The sequence below is a fragment of the Adhaeretor mobilis genome, from assembly GCF_007741515.1.
In the GTDB taxonomy this organism is placed as follows: Bacteria; Planctomycetota; Planctomycetia; order Pirellulales; family Lacipirellulaceae; genus Adhaeretor; species Adhaeretor mobilis.
The window spans coordinates 4401772-4420349 of the sequence record NZ_CP036263.1; the positions used below are offsets into that span (position 1 = coordinate 4401772).

The following is an 18578-nucleotide window of genomic DNA, read 5'->3' on the forward strand; positions in this document are numbered from 1 at the left end:
CGAGTCTCGACCATACGGGTCCGGCTGTACGGATTGTGCAGTCTTCTGGCGAGTGAATTCGCTGCTCTCCGCCCCGAAACTCCTCAAGACGTAACCTAAGTTTTGTGTAGAGGAGGAGGGCACCCCGGCCATTTGGCAGGAGTGTCACTGGATCGCAATCGAATCGCCCCAGCAAGCTCCCGGCAAGTGAATCCCCACCTATCGATCGGTCGCAACCCAGCGTCTGATTGCAAACCAACCGCACAAAAACAATAGCCAGTACCGAGTACGCCGATGGGCTTCCTGAAAAAATTCTTTCGCAATGTCTTCCACGAAGACGCCATGCCGCCACTGAACAGCAGCTTCGAAACTCTCACGGAAGACGAGTTGGAAGCCCACCTGGGCGTGCGACGCTACGGTCGGTTCAGTCTGACCGACGCGGTGCGACCTTCCTACGACCTACAGATAGTGCCCACAGCCGGATTCCGCCACGACACGTACCGCGACGAAGCCGCTCAGCACGACGTGCCTGTCTTGATGGCAGCTGTTTCGCGGGAGGACTTATTCGAAACTTTCATGGAAGTTATCGAGCAGCTAGGCCCCGTGGTCGATGTGGTTCTCGAAACCAGTCACGACTATGGCGATACGGGCCACCGCGACCTGTACCGCGAACACATCGACATGCCCATTCTGCAGAGCATCCTCTGGGAATTCGAAGATCTGCTCACGAACGACGGTTGCACCGGCATTGCCGTGCTAAATTCCAAGCGGCCTCAAGAAGTTCAGTTCGACGAGCACAAGTTACTGATCGTATACGGCCAAGACCTTAGCGATTACGAACAGGCCCTCAAGCGTTGTGACTTGCAATGCCGTGAAGAGATGCAATTCATCACCGAAGCGGAGCATGTTCACTCCACTCGCGACGAGTACATGGAACGCTTTGAAGAGCTGAAAATGCAGCTCGGCATGGATTCCGAAGGTTAATTACACATATGCCATCCACTTGGCTGCGGACTTGCAACCGCTCAGGCCGGCTGCCTCAAGTAGGTAGCCGGTCTTTTATTATATGCTAGCACTCTGGAGATACGGAGCAGGTTAACGGCTTCTCTCTTGTGCTAAGTCGGGACTTTTCCAAGAATCCTAGCGACTAGATTCCGAGACTTCACTCCACTAGCAGATTCAACGGACGGATTCGTTGCTCAAGCTCTCCCAATACACTCGCGTCGCAGCGTTCACGATGATCGTTTGCGCAGCCTCAATTGGCTGCCAGCAAACGGCGCCGCTGGCCGCTGGACCAGAGCTGTTCGCAGCTCCACCGGTTGTGAGCGGAGGACAAGCCCCCAGCGTTGCTATTCCCGTAGGCCCCTCCGGCGCGCCCTTGCCCGAGCCGGGCATTGTGCCGGGCTCGAGCTCCGTACACGCTAATGTCACCAATCGTGAATGGGCTTGGGAGGCGATAGTCGACAAGGTGGACGATTACTTCCGCATCGAACGTGAACAGCAAGTGCAACTCGTGGGCAACGTGCTCACCGAAGGTCGAATCGATACGTTTCCACAACTCGGTGCGACCCTTGTTGAGCCGCATCGGATTGACTCTGTTGGGAGCTACAATCGATGGGAAAGCACCTTCCAAACCATTCGCCGACGAGCCGTCGTACGAGTGATCCCCGACCCGAGCGGTTATCTCGTCGATGTGGAAGTGCTCAAAGAACTTGAAGACCTGCCGCGCCCCGAGCATTCAACCGCTGGAGCCGCATCATTCCGCAGCGATTCCTCGCTGCCCGATCAAATCCGCGAGCCTGTTAGCCGAACGGAGCTCTCTCCGTATTGGATTCCATTGGGAAGAGACACGGCCCTGGAGCAACAATTGGCTTCAGAGATTAAAGCGTGCTTGGATAGTCACGCCCAGTGAGCACCGGAAGTAGATAAACTAGCGGGCCTTAATGAGGTCGCCAGCTTGCCTACGCAGTACGTAAACGAATCTGGGGATGGGTTTTAGCCAGCGTCCGTGCATTCCCTCTTCTCGGACTCATCTAGCGCGAGTGAAGTTCTACGCTGAACTTTGGAAACCTCACGAGCTGATGCTTTCTGCTACTAGCCCTAAAGGTGCGCTCTCCACGACTCAAAGACAGGTTTCTTACCTGCGGGGCAGTTTTTGCTGCTGCCCGAGATGTCGGGTGACTAACAAAGAGTCACAAGCAACTTTTCAGCACGTGTTTCAATGCTGAAACGTTAAGGAAACGGCTTCTGTGGTCTTTCTCAACGCACTCGAAAATGATGCCTCGAAACGCTAGTGCGGACTCCGGCAGGCCGTCGAGCGACGGCTCCCTATGAAGATGCTGAGCAAACAATTCACTGACGGAATCGCCACTGAAGAGACACTGGCCAGTCAGGCACTCGTAAATGACACAGCCTAGGGCATAAATGTCGCAACGCTCGTCGAGCGTCTCCGCCTTGATTTGTTCGGGAGACATGTAGGAGGGACTACCGCTGACTGTTTGAAGTCGGTCCGTTTCACTCTGCATTGCCGCCAAGCCAAAATCCAGAATCTTTACGACATCTGGCTGTCCCATATTGTTGGCCAGGAAAATATTCTCGGGTTTGATGTCGCGATGGACCATTCCCTTCAAGTGAGCTTCCTGCAAGCCATCGCAAACCTGGCCTATGAAGTTAACGGTTTCTTCGCTGGTCAACTTCCCAAGCCGACGGATCCGGTCGAGCAGAGTTTCGCCTTCGAGGTACTCCATCACATAGTAGAAATCGCCATTGTCAGTTCGCCCGTAGTCATAGATGTGGACGGAATTCCAGTGGGTCAACTCCGCGGAGAGTTGCACTTCGCGCTCGAAGGAAGCAATTGCCGCCGATTCGTTGGCGATTTCCTGACGAATCAGCTTGATGGCGGCTGGTCGTTTCAGCAGTCGATGCTTTGCCTTGTAGACGGTACTTCTCCCGCCCTCTCCAATCTTTTCGAGTAATTGGTATTGTCCGTACTGCCTGGCCGCTTCCACCTCGCGACGCATCTGATTCACGACGCGAGTGGCTTGGGTTGCGGCGATTGCCATCACCATCGTCAGAGTCGGCGCGACGAAACCAGGAAATTCCTCCAGGTGCCGCAAGGACGGATTCGTGAGTCGGAGAACCATCACAACGGTCGTCGGAAGCAGTGCAGCCAAGCACGTGATGGCTGCAGTCCGGCGCCAGTTGCTGGGAATGAACATGCCATAGATTGCGATGGGGATCGCATACGCAAAGCTGATTGTCATAAACAGTGTGGGCAGCGACTCGATTTTCCCCCGAGCAATCATGCCTCGGGTTTCGGCAACCAACACCCAAATGAAATCCACTGCCAGTACGATCCCTCCCACAGACTCTAAAACTCGCAACTGCCGTATGGAGGCTTGGGGGGTTCGATAGAGAATCGCCACAAGGCCAAAAAGTACGGCGGCAGTCGACATCCGCACGAGAAAGTCGGCAACGGTGGTGCCGGCAAAAACCAAGCCCATGATCTTAAGCGTCAACAGGACACAAAGTACTGACGTCAGCGCTATGAAAAGTCGCTGTTGAAGCAACTTTCGCGTTGATTCACTGAACTGCCGCTTGGTGTTTACGGTAGAACCAGGCGGCCGCAAATCCAATACCGCGTTTTCCAAAACCACTCGTTTTGGCATCACTACGGTTTGTTTCGGATCAGTTGGCAATGGACGTCTTAAAAAAGCGGTGAGTATGGAGAAACGCCCTAATGTCTAATCTCAACAGGATGGCTTTTGGTTTCACAGCCATGCAGGGACCAATTTAGGTGGTTCTTTACTTTATTCAATACATGCAACATCAATCTTGATCGCGTTGGTACTTCGAGACGCCGCACTCACGCGGTCGGCGATACAAGAGTAGCGTCAGAGTGGCCAAACCAAACAGATTACCTGCCGTTGGTTCGGGAACGGAAGCGAGGCTTCCCAAGCTGGCCAGACCAAAATGGTCCTGCCAGTTCGCCAAATCAGCAACTGTGAAAGCACTATTGCGTTGCCAGGCGAGAAAATCTTGGCCATCAACATCGCCGTCCGCATCAAAGTCGCCTGCGAGGCTAGTTGTAGCAGCCACTACTGAAAGGTCCAACTCGTAGAGTTGAACCGCATCGGTGTCACCAGCAACTCGCACAAAATACTCGCCGACAGTGGATAGTCTGATCTCGCTGAGCAGCTCCGTTTGCCCCGCACCGCTCAGATCGGCCAGTTCCAGAAGCGTATTTCCGTCGGGTCCGAACAGTGCCAACGACAGGTCGTTCCGTGAGTTTGCATCGAAGGAAGACTGCGATCCTCCCTCGACCCCCTGATTGAAGACGCCACCCAGCGGAGTCAGGGTGGCGCCCAGAATCGACGGGCTACTGAGCGTGAACGAAAAGAAGTCCGCATCGTCAGCATCGGTGATACTCACAAAGTCGGTTTCAGTTGCCGCGACAAATTGGGTCCCGGTAGCATCGCCGCCGACCGAAAGAGAGCTTCCCGCAGCACGGGTCCCCAAGTCTGTGGCAGTATTCGCAGAGTTATTACCCAATCCACCGTTTGTCTTTTCTAAGGAGTCACCATACAAACCTTGGATGCCGCGAATATCGTCGAGTTGCGGCCCATCGAAGGCCGTACTGATGAACGGCTCCAACAACAGCGCAGAGTTGGACGACTCGACATGTTGCAGACCAATGGCATGTCCAATTTCGTGCATCAACGTGTTACGAAGTTGGAGGTAATTGTTTGAAGAGTTGGAATAGAAGCTCGTCTCCCCCGTATCAAACACAATATCTCCGCTGTTTGGCAGCGTCGCGTAGGCTAGCGTACTACTGGCACCATCAACAAAGGTCCCGCCGAGTCGAACATCACCCAACGTTCCTAGCACTCCGTTTGAATTTTGCAGTTGCGACCCATTATCGTTAGGTTCATAGATGAACTCGATACCACCGAGTTCACTCCAACGCTCAAACGACTGCTCCAACAGGGTGAACCAGGGTCGATCAGTCAAGTCATCACTGCTGGACGTGACGTTGAATAAATCATCAAAATAGCTCACGACATTGCTGCCTCCTTCACCGGGAATGTTGGTCCCATCGGGAGCAATGCTCCAGGTGAGAGTGACTGGCGTTCCCGGCGCACTGGCGACGCCAGAAGCGGTCACCGACCACGGATCGTCAGGTACATAGGCAACCGCGTAGCTCGCAAGCCATAGGGAAGAGGAACTTACGGTGCAAACGAGAAACACGCTAAGATGTGGCATAGTCCAGGACCTTGAAGAAGGGCATAGCGGGAAATCCGCCAACACGGGGCTGACCTTGCCCACAAGTTTGACGGCTCTCCACGAGTACACTGGGGGTTAAAAGAATGAACGATGGAAGCATCGACCTCGCGAGGCAATAGCTCGTCGACCGCTAATAGCGGGGTAACAAGGCGAGATGGCTTTCCACTTCGCCTCACCGGCCGCCACTCTGCCCGTCCCGTTGGTTCCGTCCTGCGAGCAGCTGTCGGTCTAATGGGCTGAGTACTTCCAGAGCACCAAGCTCGGAAAAGACTTCGTCCACAAACCGGGCATCGTCTCGCCGCGAACTCTGCGCTGGCTGCCCACGACCGGCCAGTCGTCGACCGTCTCGATCAGGTGTTTTGCCATCGCGTTGTCCGTCCGGCGTTTGCGGAGGAGCCCCCCGGTCACCATCAGTAACGAAGAACTGAGCATCGCCGTCGGCGATTGTCGTCAGGCTATCTTCCGGACCGCCGTGCCATCGAATGGAGTCGATGCCTGAATACTCGATGGTCGTGCCGTTGACGATAACCGTGTTACCATCAACCAACACGGAGTCCGCACCGTCAGTTCCGAACAGGTCAACAACGTCCCTGCGACCGTCGCCCCCTTCAATGACGATGCCACCGGGCAGCACAGCGTCCTCTGTGTTCAAATCAACGGTTACGTGGGTATTCCCTCGATCGGTAGCTACAATCTGGACTTGAGAAGTCTCTTCGGTCGAGCGTGTCTCCAGTACCTCGCCACTGCGAGCGTCGACTATCTCGACCTGGGAGTCGTCGACGGCGACTATCAGATCACTTGTGACATTCCGCCCAGTAATTTCATAGCGCAATACGGACTCTTCTACACCTTCGACCCCATCATCCGACGCCACGACAAACTGAGAAGCGACGTCCGCTGCGACGGCCTGTCCCACTTCCTGACCGACGAGGTCGTCGAAGTCGAAGTGGATTCCCAGGTAGACGCGACTCCGACCGTTCTCGGCCATCGCCTCACTCAGCGAGTCGAACTGCCGTGTTGCGTCGTCGAGATCCAGTCCGTAGGCCTCTTGGAGTTCAGGGTCTTCGAGCAGGATTTCCAATTCGCTGGAGGTCAGCTCGAAGGAAATATCGTCGGTCCCATAAAACTCCTGAAGGGTGCCGAACAGAGCACCGCCGAAGGTGGCGTGTCCGGAGATGTAGGTGGGGAATTGTGGCGTGAAGCCGATGATGTCTTCACCACCATCGGGAGCGCCAAGTGCTACCCAATCCTCATCTCCTTCAGTGAGAGAGTTACCGTCAAGATCGCCGTCGTGGATGGCGGTGACCGGTCGCCAGAACTCCTCACCGAACTTGGTCTGCCAAGCAACAATCGCCGCGTCGGCCATGGCGACCGAGGCTTGGGCATAGAGCGCCGCATTTTCCTCGAGGGTGTTGCCTTCTTGAGTGGCGATCGTTTCAAGTACATCGCTAAAGAGAGCCAGTGGAGTGCCGAGGCCCTCGCGATCGTAGGCCCAGAAGATGCCGGCTTCAGTCTGGTCGGCTGTACGAGTCGTACTATCGACAGCCCCCAACTCCAGTACTTCGTTGTACGATTCGGCATAGTCCTCACTAGTCAGCGCCGGAGTGGTTTCGGGCACAAAGCTCTCTACAGAAGAAATGGCGAACGTATCAACTTCTCCCCAGGTAGGGCCCCAGGCAGGTACATCAGGATTCAGTGGATCGGCTTGAAAGAACCCAACCTCATCAGTGTAGGTGTAGTCGCCGAGGACGTCCGAACCATCGTTGGCACGCTCGGCAAGGACCTGCTCGCCGACTTCGGTTCCCAGCGCGACGCTGCCAGCGGTGTCGGAGTTCTGACCGAAATTTCCAAGGATGTTACCTAAGAACGTATCGATCACGGGTTGCTGGTCCGTGTAAAGCGAGCTGAGCACCGTGTAGGCGGCCTGTGATGCAGCCACTTCTGTTGAGATATTCGACAGGCCTTGGACGATGTCTGTCGCGTAGTCATAGAAAGTATTGTCTAAGTCCCCCGAAGCGATGGAAACCGCATCGTAAATCGCCAAGTTGAGCATGGCCATCGACCGGGATGCGTACCCCGGATTCTGGTTAGCTTCGTCCGCGACCAGCAGATCGCCGAACAGCTCGTTCCACTCGAGTACGACGTCTGATTCGACAGCGAGCTGTCCATCAGAAGTTTGCAGGAGCTCGGTACTCTCAGCAGTAGTGGCTGAAACTACGAAACTACTCACCTGGACCGTCTCGGTTTCTTCTACCGTTGATGCCAACAGGTCGTCTCCCAATCCCACATCGGCAGCCAGGAGATTTCGTGTTTCTAGCTTCTCAACGCTTCGTTTTTTTACGGGTTTCATCACAACTCTCCTCATGTTCCGGGGTTGGAATCGAATGCCGCTCTTCCAAATCACGGGGGCGGCGCCTCAATTCCGCCTCCCTAGATTGCCTCCCCCAAAAACGGTGTGAAAAAGACTCTTCTAGAAGGCTAAACGCGGAGCAAGGGTGCGATTCTACAGGGCAAAGCAAGAATTCTTGCGATTCTCATCAGTTTGCTCGCAATTCACGTTTCCGTCGGGCTGCGTAAAATAGAGACACGAGATAACTGTGGTCGTCTGCTGTAGAAAATAACCATGACACGACATTCATCATCTTGAAGCTTTCTTGGTATGTCCGCTGAATGAAGAGCTCCACTGAAGAAACTGAGGAACTGGAATCTCGGCTTGCCCGCGGAGACCGCACTGCGCTTGTTGAATTATTTGGATTGCATCGGGAGCGTTTGTGGCGAATTGTGTATTTCCGGCTCGACAAACGAGTGGCAACAAGACTCGACCCCGATGATGTACTTCAAGATGCCTACCTCGACGCATCACAGCGACTTGGCCATTATTCTAACCAACAACAGTATTCTCCTTTCGTGTGGCTTCGCATGATTGTTGGCCAAACATTGATCGATGCGCATCGCCGTCATATCGGAGCCAAACAACGGGACGCCACGCGCGAGGTTTCTATCAACGGCTCGGCTTATCCGCGGGTGACTTCTGCTTCGCTGACCTTCGGCTTGCTTGGCAATCTGACTTCGCCCAGCCGAGCGGTTGTCAGAAGCGAGACTGCCGTGGATCTACGCAAGGCCATAGAGACGATGGAAACGCTCGATCAGGAAGTGCTTGCGCTAAGGCACTTTGAAGAGCTGACTAACAAGGAGGTTGCTGAAGTGCTTGGAGTCAGCGAGAAGGCAGCCAGCATTCGTTATGTTCGCGCAGTGGGACGCTTGAAGAAGTTACTCGAAGAGTTGCCTGAATTCTCGAATCTGCTCAACCTATTTGGCGGGGACTGGGAATGAGCGAGAAAATCGAGGAGTGTGAACCGCTTGAGCAACTGGCCGCCGAATTCATGGATCGTTGCCGGACTGGTGAGGTTCCGTCCATCGAAGCGTATGCCACGAGCCATCCGGAGCTTGCTGGTGACATTCGAGAACTGTTCCCAACGATTGCTGCCCTGGAGCGCGTAAAGTACGAAGCTCACGAGACAGCTGTGAACAATGCTACCCGTCGACCACTTGAATTGACCGAGCTAGGGGAATTCAAGATCGTTCGGGAAATCGGTCGTGGAGGCATGGGCATCGTGTTTGAGGCGGAGCAAGAGTCGCTTGACCGCCGGGTAGCCTTGAAAGTGCTACCCAAGCAATCACTGTTAGATCCGCGACAACTACGACGGTTCCAGCGTGAGGCGCGTCTAGCTGCCCGGCTGCATCACACGAATATTGTGCCACTACATGGTTTGGGCGAGTACGAAGGGCATCACTTCCTGGTCATGGAATTGATCGATGGAGCACCGCTCGATGAGGTGATCAACCGTTTGCGCATCTCAACAGATCCTCAAAACAAGGAGGCCCGGCAAGCAGCGACCTCAACAACAGTTTCGAAAAGAAATAGCGGTCCCATCGCTGACATGCTAAGGCACGGTCCGTCACCGAATCATGGCACCGACGACTACTGGCATCGCGTTGCGACTATTGGTCGTGATGCGGCCGAGGCGTTACAGCACGCTTTTGAGCAAGGCGTTCTGCACCGCGATATTAAGCCAGGCAATCTCTTGTTGGATGTGCACAACAATATCTGGATAACCGATTTCGGACTCGCTCAAGCACTTAATTCGGGCGATGCCAGTACGCTCCATACCCTGGGTGGCACGCTTTCCTACATGCCACCCGAGGGATTTGAAGGACGCTTTGACCAACGAAGCGATCTCTACAGTCTCGGCCTCACACTCTACGAGCTGTTGACTCTCCAGCCGGCTTTCACCGATCGAACACCGGCCGAAGCGATCAAGCGCATCTCCAATACGGCTTCCCGACCGTTGCGACCCAGACAGATCGATCCGACAATTCCACGTGATCTGGAGACAATCGTCCTGAAGGCGGCAGCCAGCGACCCTGCACGGCGCTACCCCACCGGCGACGCGTTTGCCGTTGACCTCCAGCGATACCTCAATCACCGCCCGGTACGAGCTCGCAAAGCTTCAGCGTGGCGTCGATTTCGGTTGTGGAGTCGTAGGAATCGCGCGGTCGCAACTTTATCCGCAATCGCTTTTGGGCTGCTCCTTGCCACTTCGGTAGTGACGACTATCAGTTACTTGCGAGAGACTCGCTCCAATCTCGAGGTAAAGCTCGCGTTACTTCGCGAAACTCGCGAGCGAAAGCGCTCGCAATCGTCTTTGACTCTCGCTATTGAGGCGCTCGATAATATTTACAGCGAATTCGCACCTAGCGATGTTGAAGATCTGCAAATTCCCTTATCGGACGCGACTGCTGCCCGGAAAGTTCCCCTCGCTCTATCAGAAGAGTCGGTGGCTATTCTGGAAAACTTGTTGCCGTTCTACGATCAGCTAGCCCAGGGGGAAGGTTCTGAATTCTTGCTCCAACGATCTTCAACCCAAGCACTCGGTCGTATTGGAGATGTCTATTATCAGCTGGGGATGCCGGAGAAAGCACTCCAAAAATACGAACTTGCGCTGTCGGCACTCAAGCAACTCAAAGAGCAAAATCCCGACTTAGATGGTATCTCCGTAGAGATCGCCCGCATTCACAATGAAATGGGCCGAGTTTACACATTAGATGGAGAAGGAAATTTATCGCAGGGCTCACACCTACAGGCTTTAAGGTGGGCGACTGGCCCTGAAAACTCGGCCGATGAGTTTCCTAGCCGCTACGAGCGGGCTCGGGCGTGTCATTTCCTCGGGCGTCCTGCTCGGATTCGTGCTGAAAGTGTGGCGCTAGATCAATTGCGAAGGCCCGGGCCCGGCGGCACCCACCTGATCGCTGAACCACTTGCCCTCTCAAGCAGCAACAATGCGGCACGCAGGGGTTGGCTTCACCAAGCAGTAGCCATCCTCAGTAATATGTCGAAGGAACAGGCCGAGCAGCCCTCGTGTCAATTCTTGCTCGCCTGCACGTTTCGTGCACTTGCCGAAGAGGGGCCTCCCGACTTGAAGAAAGAGCTGAGCCTCGATGGGAAGCAGGCGATTGCTTTACTCAAACAGCTTGTCGAACAACACCCTACCAATCAACATTATCGCTACGAGTTGATCGAAACGCTTCGTTCAAACATGTTCGTGCCGCCCCACATAATCGCCGGTCGCAAGCTGACTGAAGCAGCGCTGCGAAACGCAATGACACATGCGGATTACTTAGTACGGAAGCATCCCAATGTGCTTCAGTTTGGACTCTCTCGCATGCATGTACTGCACAAGCTTGGACACGTGCTTACACAAAGAGCTCGCGAAGTCAAGCTGTCGCGTAGTGCTCCTCTGTTAGAAGAAGCCATAACGGTGCTGACAGCCGCCGTAGAACAGATGCGAGTAATCATCGACCAACACCCAGGGAGCTACCCCTACCGACTTTGGGCGGTGGTTGTCCACGGATCACTCGCCCAAGCGCAACTCGATCTCGGCTTACATAACGAAGCCGAGACGACACTAAAATCAGCGATGGCTATTACCAATCAGCTAGAGAAAATCAATCACAAGTCGATGAACAGGTCCCTCCCAATCATCCGTCAAGCTTTGGACGATCTCCTAGTTCGAGCCGATTGAGCCCATCCCATCGGTCACTAACCTTGCCCATTGACCACCGCCCCCATCGAGGGCACGCCTAATTGCGTAACGATGGGCGCTCCTGCCGCAGCTTGGGGTTGTACGAACACAGGCAGTCTCACCGTAAATGCCGTACCTTTGCCCACGGTGCTTTCCACGCGAACGCGGCCTTGGTGCTTTTCGATGATGTCGCGACAGGCAGCCAGTCCCACACCGGCGCCACCTTTGCCCGTTTCGTCGGGGCCATCTTTCGTGCTAAAGCCGCGCTCAAAAATCTTTGCGAGCTGTTCCTTAGGAATCCCTGAGCCAGAATCTTGCACCGTAAGGTCCACCAAGTTGGCACTCTTGTGGTAGGCAATCTTGATAAGCAAGGTACCGCCGTCCGACATCGCTTGACGGGCGTTGGTCATCAAGTTCAGTAGAACCTGTTGGATCTGATTGCCGATCGCTCGCACGGCTGGAGTCTCTGAGAAATCCGTTTGCACGGCAATGCGGTACTTCTGCATCTCGCGTTCCAATAGCACGAGCGACTCCTCCACGAGCTGCTGCAGCATCGTCGGGGCAAACTCTTCTTTGCGATTGCGAGCCATGCCAAGTACAGAGTTGCAAATCTTTTCGGCCCGTTGGGCGGCAGCAAGTATCTTCGTGAGTGATTTCTCTCGTGTAGCGTCATCCTTGTGTCGCAGCCCCAGCTTGGCATAGTTGAGCACCGTCATCAGCACGTTGTTGAACTCGTGAGTCGTCGTGCCGACGAGTTCGCCTAAGGCAGCCAGCCGCTGTGTTTCTACCAATTCCTGCTGCATAGCAGCCAGCTGCTGCTGGAGTGCTGTCACTTGATTTGCTTGGTCGCCGTTGCTCATTCACCCGCTCCGTGAGAATTCTATTCGCTTGCTTCGCCCAGTCGGCAGGCTTTGCCCGAAGAACGCATCTTTGACATCCCGGCAGTCCCTCCCAGCCACCGCCACTTAACAGCGAAGGCGACTTAACGTGCTTCCAGACCACCACTTACCGCATTTTGCGACGGTCTATTTTCACTTATCGTCGAACTAGGGTGGGCGACTCGACCCCAAGCCCATACAATCCCCGACCGCGCACAGGACTCGTCCTCTACGACGCGGGAATGTTCCTAGTCAAACTTCTCGGGTGAGGTCCCTCATGTCTACGCTTCCCACGCCTATCGTCCGTCTGCTAGCAGAAGCTGCCGAGCTTGCTCGCGATGCCGGCTACGCTATTCGCGAAGACCACCTCGACGGAGCTGGGGGAGGGCACTGCGTAGTGCAGGGCAAGAAGTGGCTGCTGCTAGACGTAACACAGTCTCTCGAAGAGCAACTCAGTGACATCTGCGACGCGCTGCGCGATGAGAATGGTGTGTGGGAAAATCCAGTGAGCCCGGAATTAAGCGGCATGCTGCAGCTCACCAAGGCTGCTTAGAGCAGAACTCTTTGCCCACGGATATCTCAGAATTTCACGGATAGATTGGACAAGAGGAAACAGTGAGAACAGAGGTTGTGATTCGATTATTGCAGAGTTCCCTCCATTTTCTCCTGTGCGCAGCCTATCCGTGGTCCCGGCGCGTCGGGATGGTTAACTATAAACGCGATTTCTCTTGATAAAGTTTGAGACCTCTTCCGGGACGTGCTTCTTCCAATCGCTCTCTCCGTCGGAAATTTTCTCGCGAATTGCTGAACTACTCACCGCCATGGGTGACATTTCGATTTGAGCTGACTGAAACTGTTCAATGCGTTTCGCTGTCGTGCACTCCTTGAGCACACCATAATCGAGTGTAGCTGCGTCGGGTCGGCAAACGACAGCGAGCGTGGCAAGTTCGCAAATCTCGCTGGGCGAATTCCATTTGGGAATGTCGGCTAGCGAGTCGGCTCCCATCAGAAAGAAGAGTTTCGCCCGCGGCACTTTCTTGGAGACTTCCCGCAAGGTGTCTACTGTGTAGCTGACTCCGCCTCGCTGGATTTCTAGTTCCTTCACAAGAAATTTCTCGTAGCCGCTGAGCGCTAGTTCTAGCATGGCGAGCCGATCGTGCTGGCTGGCAACCGGGCCGCGGGGTTTGAGCGGTTGAGAGCCGGCAGGCACGAACCAAATCTCGTCCAGTCGAAGCTGCTCGACCGCGCTTTCAGCGAGCAGCAGGTGCCCGTTGTGTACCGGATCGAAACTTCCGCCAAGGATGCCTATTCGCATAATGCGTTCCATTCTGAATGCGTTGAATATCTCGCCAAGATTCGCTAGCCGCCGAGCTTGGTCGACGCGAGGAGTAGCCACCAACCGAGCGATGAGCAAGCTCGGCGACTAAATGCATGGTAGGCCGGAATTGGGCTTGGTTGTACCCTTAGAGGTAAATCTCATTGCGAAAACCGTGCGATACGATGGGCCAACAGCAAAACCTTTTTGACGATCAACAGGCCGAGTGGGAGCTCGATGCCCAGCAGCAGCGTCGCGTCGCGTCGATCGTCATTGCTAGCGGGCCCGATGGGGCTTTCGACTACGACACGCCCGAGGGATTCTGCGACGCGGAAAGACCAGACCGGCTACTCGTACCTGGCAAGCGAGTAAGCGTTCCTTTCGGGCGGGGTAATCGTCTAGCGACCGGTTATTGCGTTGCGGTCGAGACGAAATCAGTTGATCCTAGCCGCCTCAAGCCGTTGGCGCGTGTCTTGGATGCAGAGAGTCTCCTTTCGCCAGCCATGCTACGACTCACTCGTTGGATGGCGGAATATTACTTGTGTCCTTGGGGGCAAGTGCTTGAGGCGGTCGTCCCCGCGGGTGTACGCTCGCAAGCAGGTACTCGTCAGGTAAAACTGCTCCACGTGCCGCCGGATGTGAAAGCTAGGCTAGGCGAAATCAAACTGCGTTCCAAGCAGCAGGCCGCCGCACTCAAGAAGCTCGCCACTAGCGACCGTCCCCTCACTGCCACTGAACTGGCAAAAGAAGCTCGCTGCACCACTGGACCAGTGCAGCAACTGCTCAAGCATGGCTTGATCGAAGCAACAGCAGCTCGAGTCGTTAATAATCCACTGGACGAATTAATCCCGGATCGTGAACAGCCACTGGAGCTGAATTCCGATCAGCAAAAGGCGCTCGACGCCACAGTCGCCGCACTCGATGCGGGCAAAAGCCGCGGCTTGCTACTGCATGGCGTTACGGGCAGCGGCAAGACGGAAGTCTACCTGCAAGCGATTGAACACGTCGTAAGCTTCGGCCGGCAAGCAATTGTGCTGGTGCCGGAGATCAGCCTCACGCCGCAAACAGTGCGGCGTTTCCGTGCCCGTTTTGATTCGATCGCCGTCTTGCATAGCCATCTTTCCAACGTCGAACGGCATCTCCACTGGCAAAAGATTGCCCGCGGCGAAGTTCAGGTGATCGTCGGTGCGCGTAGCGCTGTATTTGCCCCAACACCGCATTTGGGGCTGATCGTGATCGATGAGGAGCACGAAAGCACCTTCAAGCAAGACAGCGCGCCGCGCTATCAGGCACGTGATGTGGCTTGGCAACGGGCAACCGCCGAGGGGATACCACTGATGCTGGGTAGTGCCACGCCTTCGTTAGAGGCTTGGCAGCGTGCACAAGATGACCCGCAGTTTGAGTTGCTTTCGCTCCCGAAACGCGTGCTTGATCGACCCATGCCGGATGTACTGAACATCAATCTCCGGGACCCAGGGCAAGCGAAATTCGGGAAAGGGGGAATTAGTCGGCAACTTCATCAGGCCATGCAAGTTGCCTTGCGCGATCAAGGGCAAATCATTCTGCTGCTCAACCGACGCGGCTACTCGACACATATTCAATGCCCAGGCTGTGGCTTTGCATTGAAATGCAAAGAATGCGAGATCTCGCTCACCTACCATCGCCAACACAACGCAGCCTTGTGCCACTACTGCGATCACGAAGAACCGCCCCCAAAGGTCTGTCCGGATTGCAGGTCGCCTGCTATTCGCTATAGCGGTCAGGGCACCCAAAAGTTGGAAGACGAGATCAGCTCCCGTTTTCCTCAACACACGGTGGTGCGCATGGATACCGACAGCATGCGCAAGCACGGCAGCCACGAGGAAGTGCTCTCGCGTTTCCGAGCCGGTGAGATTGATATCCTGCTCGGCACGCAAATGATTGCCAAGGGCTTAGACTTCCCCAACGTCACGCTGGTGGGCGTTGTGAATGCGGATACGGCTTTGCACTTAACGGACTTCCGTGCCGCGGAGCGCACCTTTCAACTTGTCGCTCAAGTCGCGGGTCGCACAGGGCGAGGTTCCAAAGGGGGACGCGTCCTCGTGCAAACGCTCCAACCCGAGCATCCAGCCATCGCTGCTGCCGCTCGTCACGACTATCTAGGCTTCGCTGCTGCCGAATTGGCTTCTCGCGAAATGCTACAATACCCCCCCTTCGGCTCGATGGCGCGGATTGTGGTGCGAGGCCCCGACGAGGAAATTACCCGCGCGACAGCTGAGCAGCTGGCTGATCGTGTCAGAAAAGCAGCGAGGGAACTGGAGGGGGCGACTTTAGCAGTACGTGTGCTGGGTCCCTGCCCGGCACCGATCACGAAGCTGCGGAATGAGTTTCGCTTCCACATGCAATTTCAATCCGCCACGATCGAGCCGATCCAGCTGGCCCTACGTTCAGCCACGAAATCCTTCCGAGCACCGGCAAAAGTCCGCTGGATCGTGGATATTGATCCCTGGGATATGCAATGAAGCTAAATAACCAATGGCCAACTCCAAATGACCAATGTGTTCTAGCTATACGCCCGCGATTGGTCATTTAGGCTTGGTCCTTGGCTATTCTCCACTCGGTTGCACTTGGACGTGTTCAATGCTGGGCTCTACAATCAGAGAAACACCTCCCCAGGATAATGGCATCGCACGCGATGCTGGCTAATACGTTTTCATTGCCATGAGCTACCGCACCTTCAAACGAGCCCTGGGCGAGACCAGCCTGGAACGCAAGTGCCGGCTGCTGTTTGGCACGTGCCTTTCGATTCTCGTCTTCGGCACGTTCTATCTCTATGCCGATAAGACCAGCGAGATTGTGTCTGACTCGAACCGCTTCGTGGGCAAAGTTCTCGTAGATTCGGTGATTTCCGACTCTCACAAGGATCTCTATGTGACTCCGGGTGGCGTTAAGATCGTTTCGGAACTGGAACAGAAAGCGAACGAGGAGCTAACCAAGCTACTTCGCAGCCGCAAATTTAACTGGAGCATTCGACACCCAAAGAACCCAAAACATATTGGTGAGTCGGCAGACAATTACGAATTGGATTTGATGGAACAGTGGCAGCGGGCCAGCAAGGCGCTGACTTCTGACGAAGATGTAGAAGAGGTCTACGCCAAGACCGATTCACAATTCGGTCGCGGAAAGGTCAGCGAAGACGGCCTCACCTATATCTATTACCAAGCCATTCACGCCGGATCGGGTTGCATTACCTGCCACGCTGCACCATTTGGTGAGGACTTCGTCGACTGGCCTGACATGAAGGTTGGCGATTTGCTGGCAATTGTTCGTGTGGAAATGGACACCAAGGATGCTCAAGCCAAGCGGGCAGAGAACATCGGTTGGCTGTGGACACTCGGTGTGGCGACAGTGTTTTTCTCCATGGCCGCACTTTATGTGATTGTGCGCTATGTCATTGTGAAACCGCTGGAGCACTTGCGCGACGTGAGTAACGCAGTACGCCGTGGCGATGTGGAACAAAGGGCCGATATTCATACCGGCGACGAATTCGAAGAACTCGGAGCCGCGTTCAATCGTATGCTGCGGCAGCTGCTGCGCCAGCAAGATGAACTCCAGGACATCAACTCCGAACTCGATGGCAAGCTGGACGAATTGGCACAGGCCAATATGCGTTTGCACGAAATGAACCAACTCAAGAGCGATTTCCTCGCCACGGTGAGCCACGAACTGCGCACGCCGCTTAACAGCATTATCGGTTTCAGCGATCTATTGCGCACGAACAAGCAGCTCGAAGAGAAGTACCAACGCTACGCCTCGAACATCCAAACTTCGGGGAAGTCGCTACTAGAAATGATCAACGATATTCTCGACTTGGCAAAAATCGAGAGCGGGCGTATGGAGCTACGCCTCAGCGACTTGGACATCGGCTCGGTCGTGCTGACCCAATGCGACATGGCTCGCCCCTTGAGCGAGAAGAAACGAATCGACCTGGACTGCGAAATCGCTCCCGGCTTGCCATCCATGCGGCAAGATCGCGGCAAATTGGAGCAAATCCTCAACAATCTGCTCTCCAACGCCATCAAGTTCACGCCAGACGGCGGCCGAATTCATGTTTCCGTGCGACAAGATAGCCAAGGCGATCTTCGGCTCACAGTCGTGGATACAGGTATTGGGATCAGCGAATCTGAGCAGGTGCTCGTGTTCGAGAAATTCCGCCAAGGCACCACTGTGTTGCCCGACGGCAATGCGATGACACGTGAATACTCCGGCACAGGATTGGGGCTTTCGATTGTGCGAGAACTTTGCCGACTTCTCGGTGGAGACATTACGCTCGAAAGCGAGCTCGGCAACGGCAGCGAGTTCACTGTGATCCTGCCCTGGAGCATTTCCGAACACACTCGCATCGAGTCGCCTCTTGCGGCTGAACTGAAACTACTCACCAAGCCAAGATACGAACCGGCGGTTGGCTCGTCGTAGGCAGATCGCTATCTTAGACGTCTTTTGAGCAAACAACACCTAATCCCTAACTCCCTAATCACCTAAATGCCTGACATTGAAGTTCTTCTTTACACCGACGGCGGTTGCAGCGGCAACCCGGGCCCTGGCGGTTGGGCTTATCTGATGCGCCACCCGGAAAGCGGTAAGCAGTTGGAGGGCTCAGGCGGTGAACCGGAAACCACCAACAACCGCATGGAGCTCTCGGCCGTGATTGAGGGATTGAGAATCTTGAAGCGCCCCTCAAATGTCGAGCTATTTACCGATAGCGTTTACGTTGGCAAAGGCATGAGCGAGTGGATGCCCAAGTGGAAAAAGAATAACTGGCAGCGTAAAGAAGGCAAAAGGCTTGTTCCGGTCAAAAACGAAGACCTCTGGAAGCAGCTCGACGCACTGCTGGTTACGCACACCGTGAAATACACCCGAGTCGCCGGGCACAGCGGGCACGCGGAAAACGATCGTGTCGATGAATTGGCAGTAGCGGCTTATCAGAAGTATTTGTAAGCCTAGCGAAAACTGTGGCTCTAAAATCTAAACGGTCCAAGATGGCAGTGCCTCCGCTACAAT

13 protein-coding genes are annotated in these 18578 nt (G+C 55.0%); 8 read left to right on the forward strand and 5 right to left on the reverse strand.

Annotation, left to right across the window (positions count from 1 at the left end; all coding sequences use genetic code 11):
- The first annotated feature begins 273 nt into the window (after positions 1-273).
- Positions 274-963 (forward strand): type IV pilus biogenesis protein PilM, encoded by a 690-nt coding sequence (locus tag HG15A2_RS17340; RefSeq protein ID WP_145061747.1) that lies wholly within the window; start codon positions 274-276, stop codon positions 961-963.
- A gap of 211 nt (positions 964-1174) precedes the next feature.
- Positions 1175-1891, forward strand: a complete 717-nt coding sequence (locus tag HG15A2_RS17345) for a hypothetical protein (RefSeq protein ID WP_145061748.1) — start codon at positions 1175-1177, stop codon at positions 1889-1891.
- 280 nt (positions 1892-2171) lie between these two features.
- Here the strand turns inward: HG15A2_RS17345 and HG15A2_RS17350 are convergent, their stop codons facing one another.
- The 3 genes from HG15A2_RS17350 to HG15A2_RS17360 form a co-directional block, all read right to left on the reverse strand.
- Complete coding sequence (locus tag HG15A2_RS17350) at positions 2172-3482, reverse strand: serine/threonine protein kinase (RefSeq protein WP_218932043.1); 1311 nt, start codon at positions 3480-3482, stop codon at positions 2172-2174.
- 325 nt (positions 3483-3807) lie between these two features.
- Complete coding sequence (locus HG15A2_RS17355) at positions 3808-5241, reverse strand: matrixin family metalloprotease (protein WP_145061752.1); 1434 nt, start codon at positions 5239-5241, stop codon at positions 3808-3810.
- 193 nt (positions 5242-5434) lie between these two features.
- Complete coding sequence (locus tag HG15A2_RS17360) at positions 5435-7612, reverse strand: vanadium-dependent haloperoxidase (protein ID WP_246117774.1); 2178 nt, start codon at positions 7610-7612, stop codon at positions 5435-5437.
- A 320-nt stretch (positions 7613-7932) separates the two neighbouring features.
- Here HG15A2_RS17360 and HG15A2_RS17365 point away from each other — a divergent pair, with 320 nt between their 5' ends.
- Both HG15A2_RS17365 and HG15A2_RS17370 read left to right on the forward strand, forming a co-directional pair.
- Entirely contained in the window at positions 7933-8595 is a 663-nt protein-coding gene (locus tag HG15A2_RS17365; RefSeq protein WP_145061754.1) for a sigma-70 family RNA polymerase sigma factor, read from the forward strand.
- The gene (locus HG15A2_RS17370) at positions 8592-11345 is read left to right on the forward strand and encodes a serine/threonine protein kinase (RefSeq protein WP_145061756.1); all 2754 of its coding nucleotides are present in this window, start codon (positions 8592-8594) and stop codon (positions 11343-11345) included. The genes HG15A2_RS17365 and HG15A2_RS17370 overlap by 4 nt, the downstream gene beginning before the upstream one ends.
- Positions 11346-11362: 17 nt before the next feature.
- Here HG15A2_RS17370 and HG15A2_RS17375 read toward each other — a convergent pair whose 3' ends face one another.
- Positions 11363-12205, reverse strand: a complete 843-nt coding sequence (locus HG15A2_RS17375; RefSeq protein WP_145061758.1) for a sensor histidine kinase — start codon at positions 12203-12205, stop codon at positions 11363-11365.
- Positions 12206-12500: 295 nt separating this feature from the next.
- Here HG15A2_RS17375 and HG15A2_RS17380 point away from each other — a divergent pair, with 295 nt between their 5' ends.
- Positions 12501-12776 carry a hypothetical protein gene (locus HG15A2_RS17380; RefSeq protein WP_145061760.1) on the forward strand — a complete coding sequence of 92 codons (276 nt, stop codon included), beginning with the start codon at positions 12501-12503 and terminating at the stop codon, positions 12774-12776.
- A 153-nt stretch (positions 12777-12929) separates the two neighbouring features.
- On the opposite strand, the gene nadD is transcribed toward HG15A2_RS17380, so the two are convergent.
- Positions 12930-13550, reverse strand: coding sequence for a nicotinate-nucleotide adenylyltransferase (gene nadD / locus HG15A2_RS17385; RefSeq protein ID WP_145061762.1), 621 nt, complete (start codon positions 13548-13550; stop codon positions 12930-12932).
- Between the two features lie 152 nt (positions 13551-13702).
- Between nadD and priA the strand changes: the two genes are divergently transcribed.
- From priA to rnhA, 3 genes are all read left to right on the forward strand, one after another.
- The gene (priA, locus tag HG15A2_RS17390; RefSeq protein ID WP_246117775.1) at positions 13703-16039 is read left to right on the forward strand and encodes a replication restart helicase PriA; all 2337 of its coding nucleotides are present in this window, start codon (positions 13703-13705) and stop codon (positions 16037-16039) included.
- A gap of 199 nt (positions 16040-16238) precedes the next feature.
- Positions 16239-17993: an ATP-binding protein gene (locus HG15A2_RS17395; protein ID WP_145061763.1), complete on the forward strand. Its 1755-nt coding sequence runs from the start codon at positions 16239-16241 to the stop codon at positions 17991-17993.
- A gap of 66 nt (positions 17994-18059) precedes the next feature.
- Complete coding sequence (rnhA, locus tag HG15A2_RS17400; protein WP_145061765.1) at positions 18060-18515, forward strand: ribonuclease HI; 456 nt, start codon at positions 18060-18062, stop codon at positions 18513-18515.
- The last annotated feature ends 63 nt before the right edge of the window (positions 18516-18578 follow it).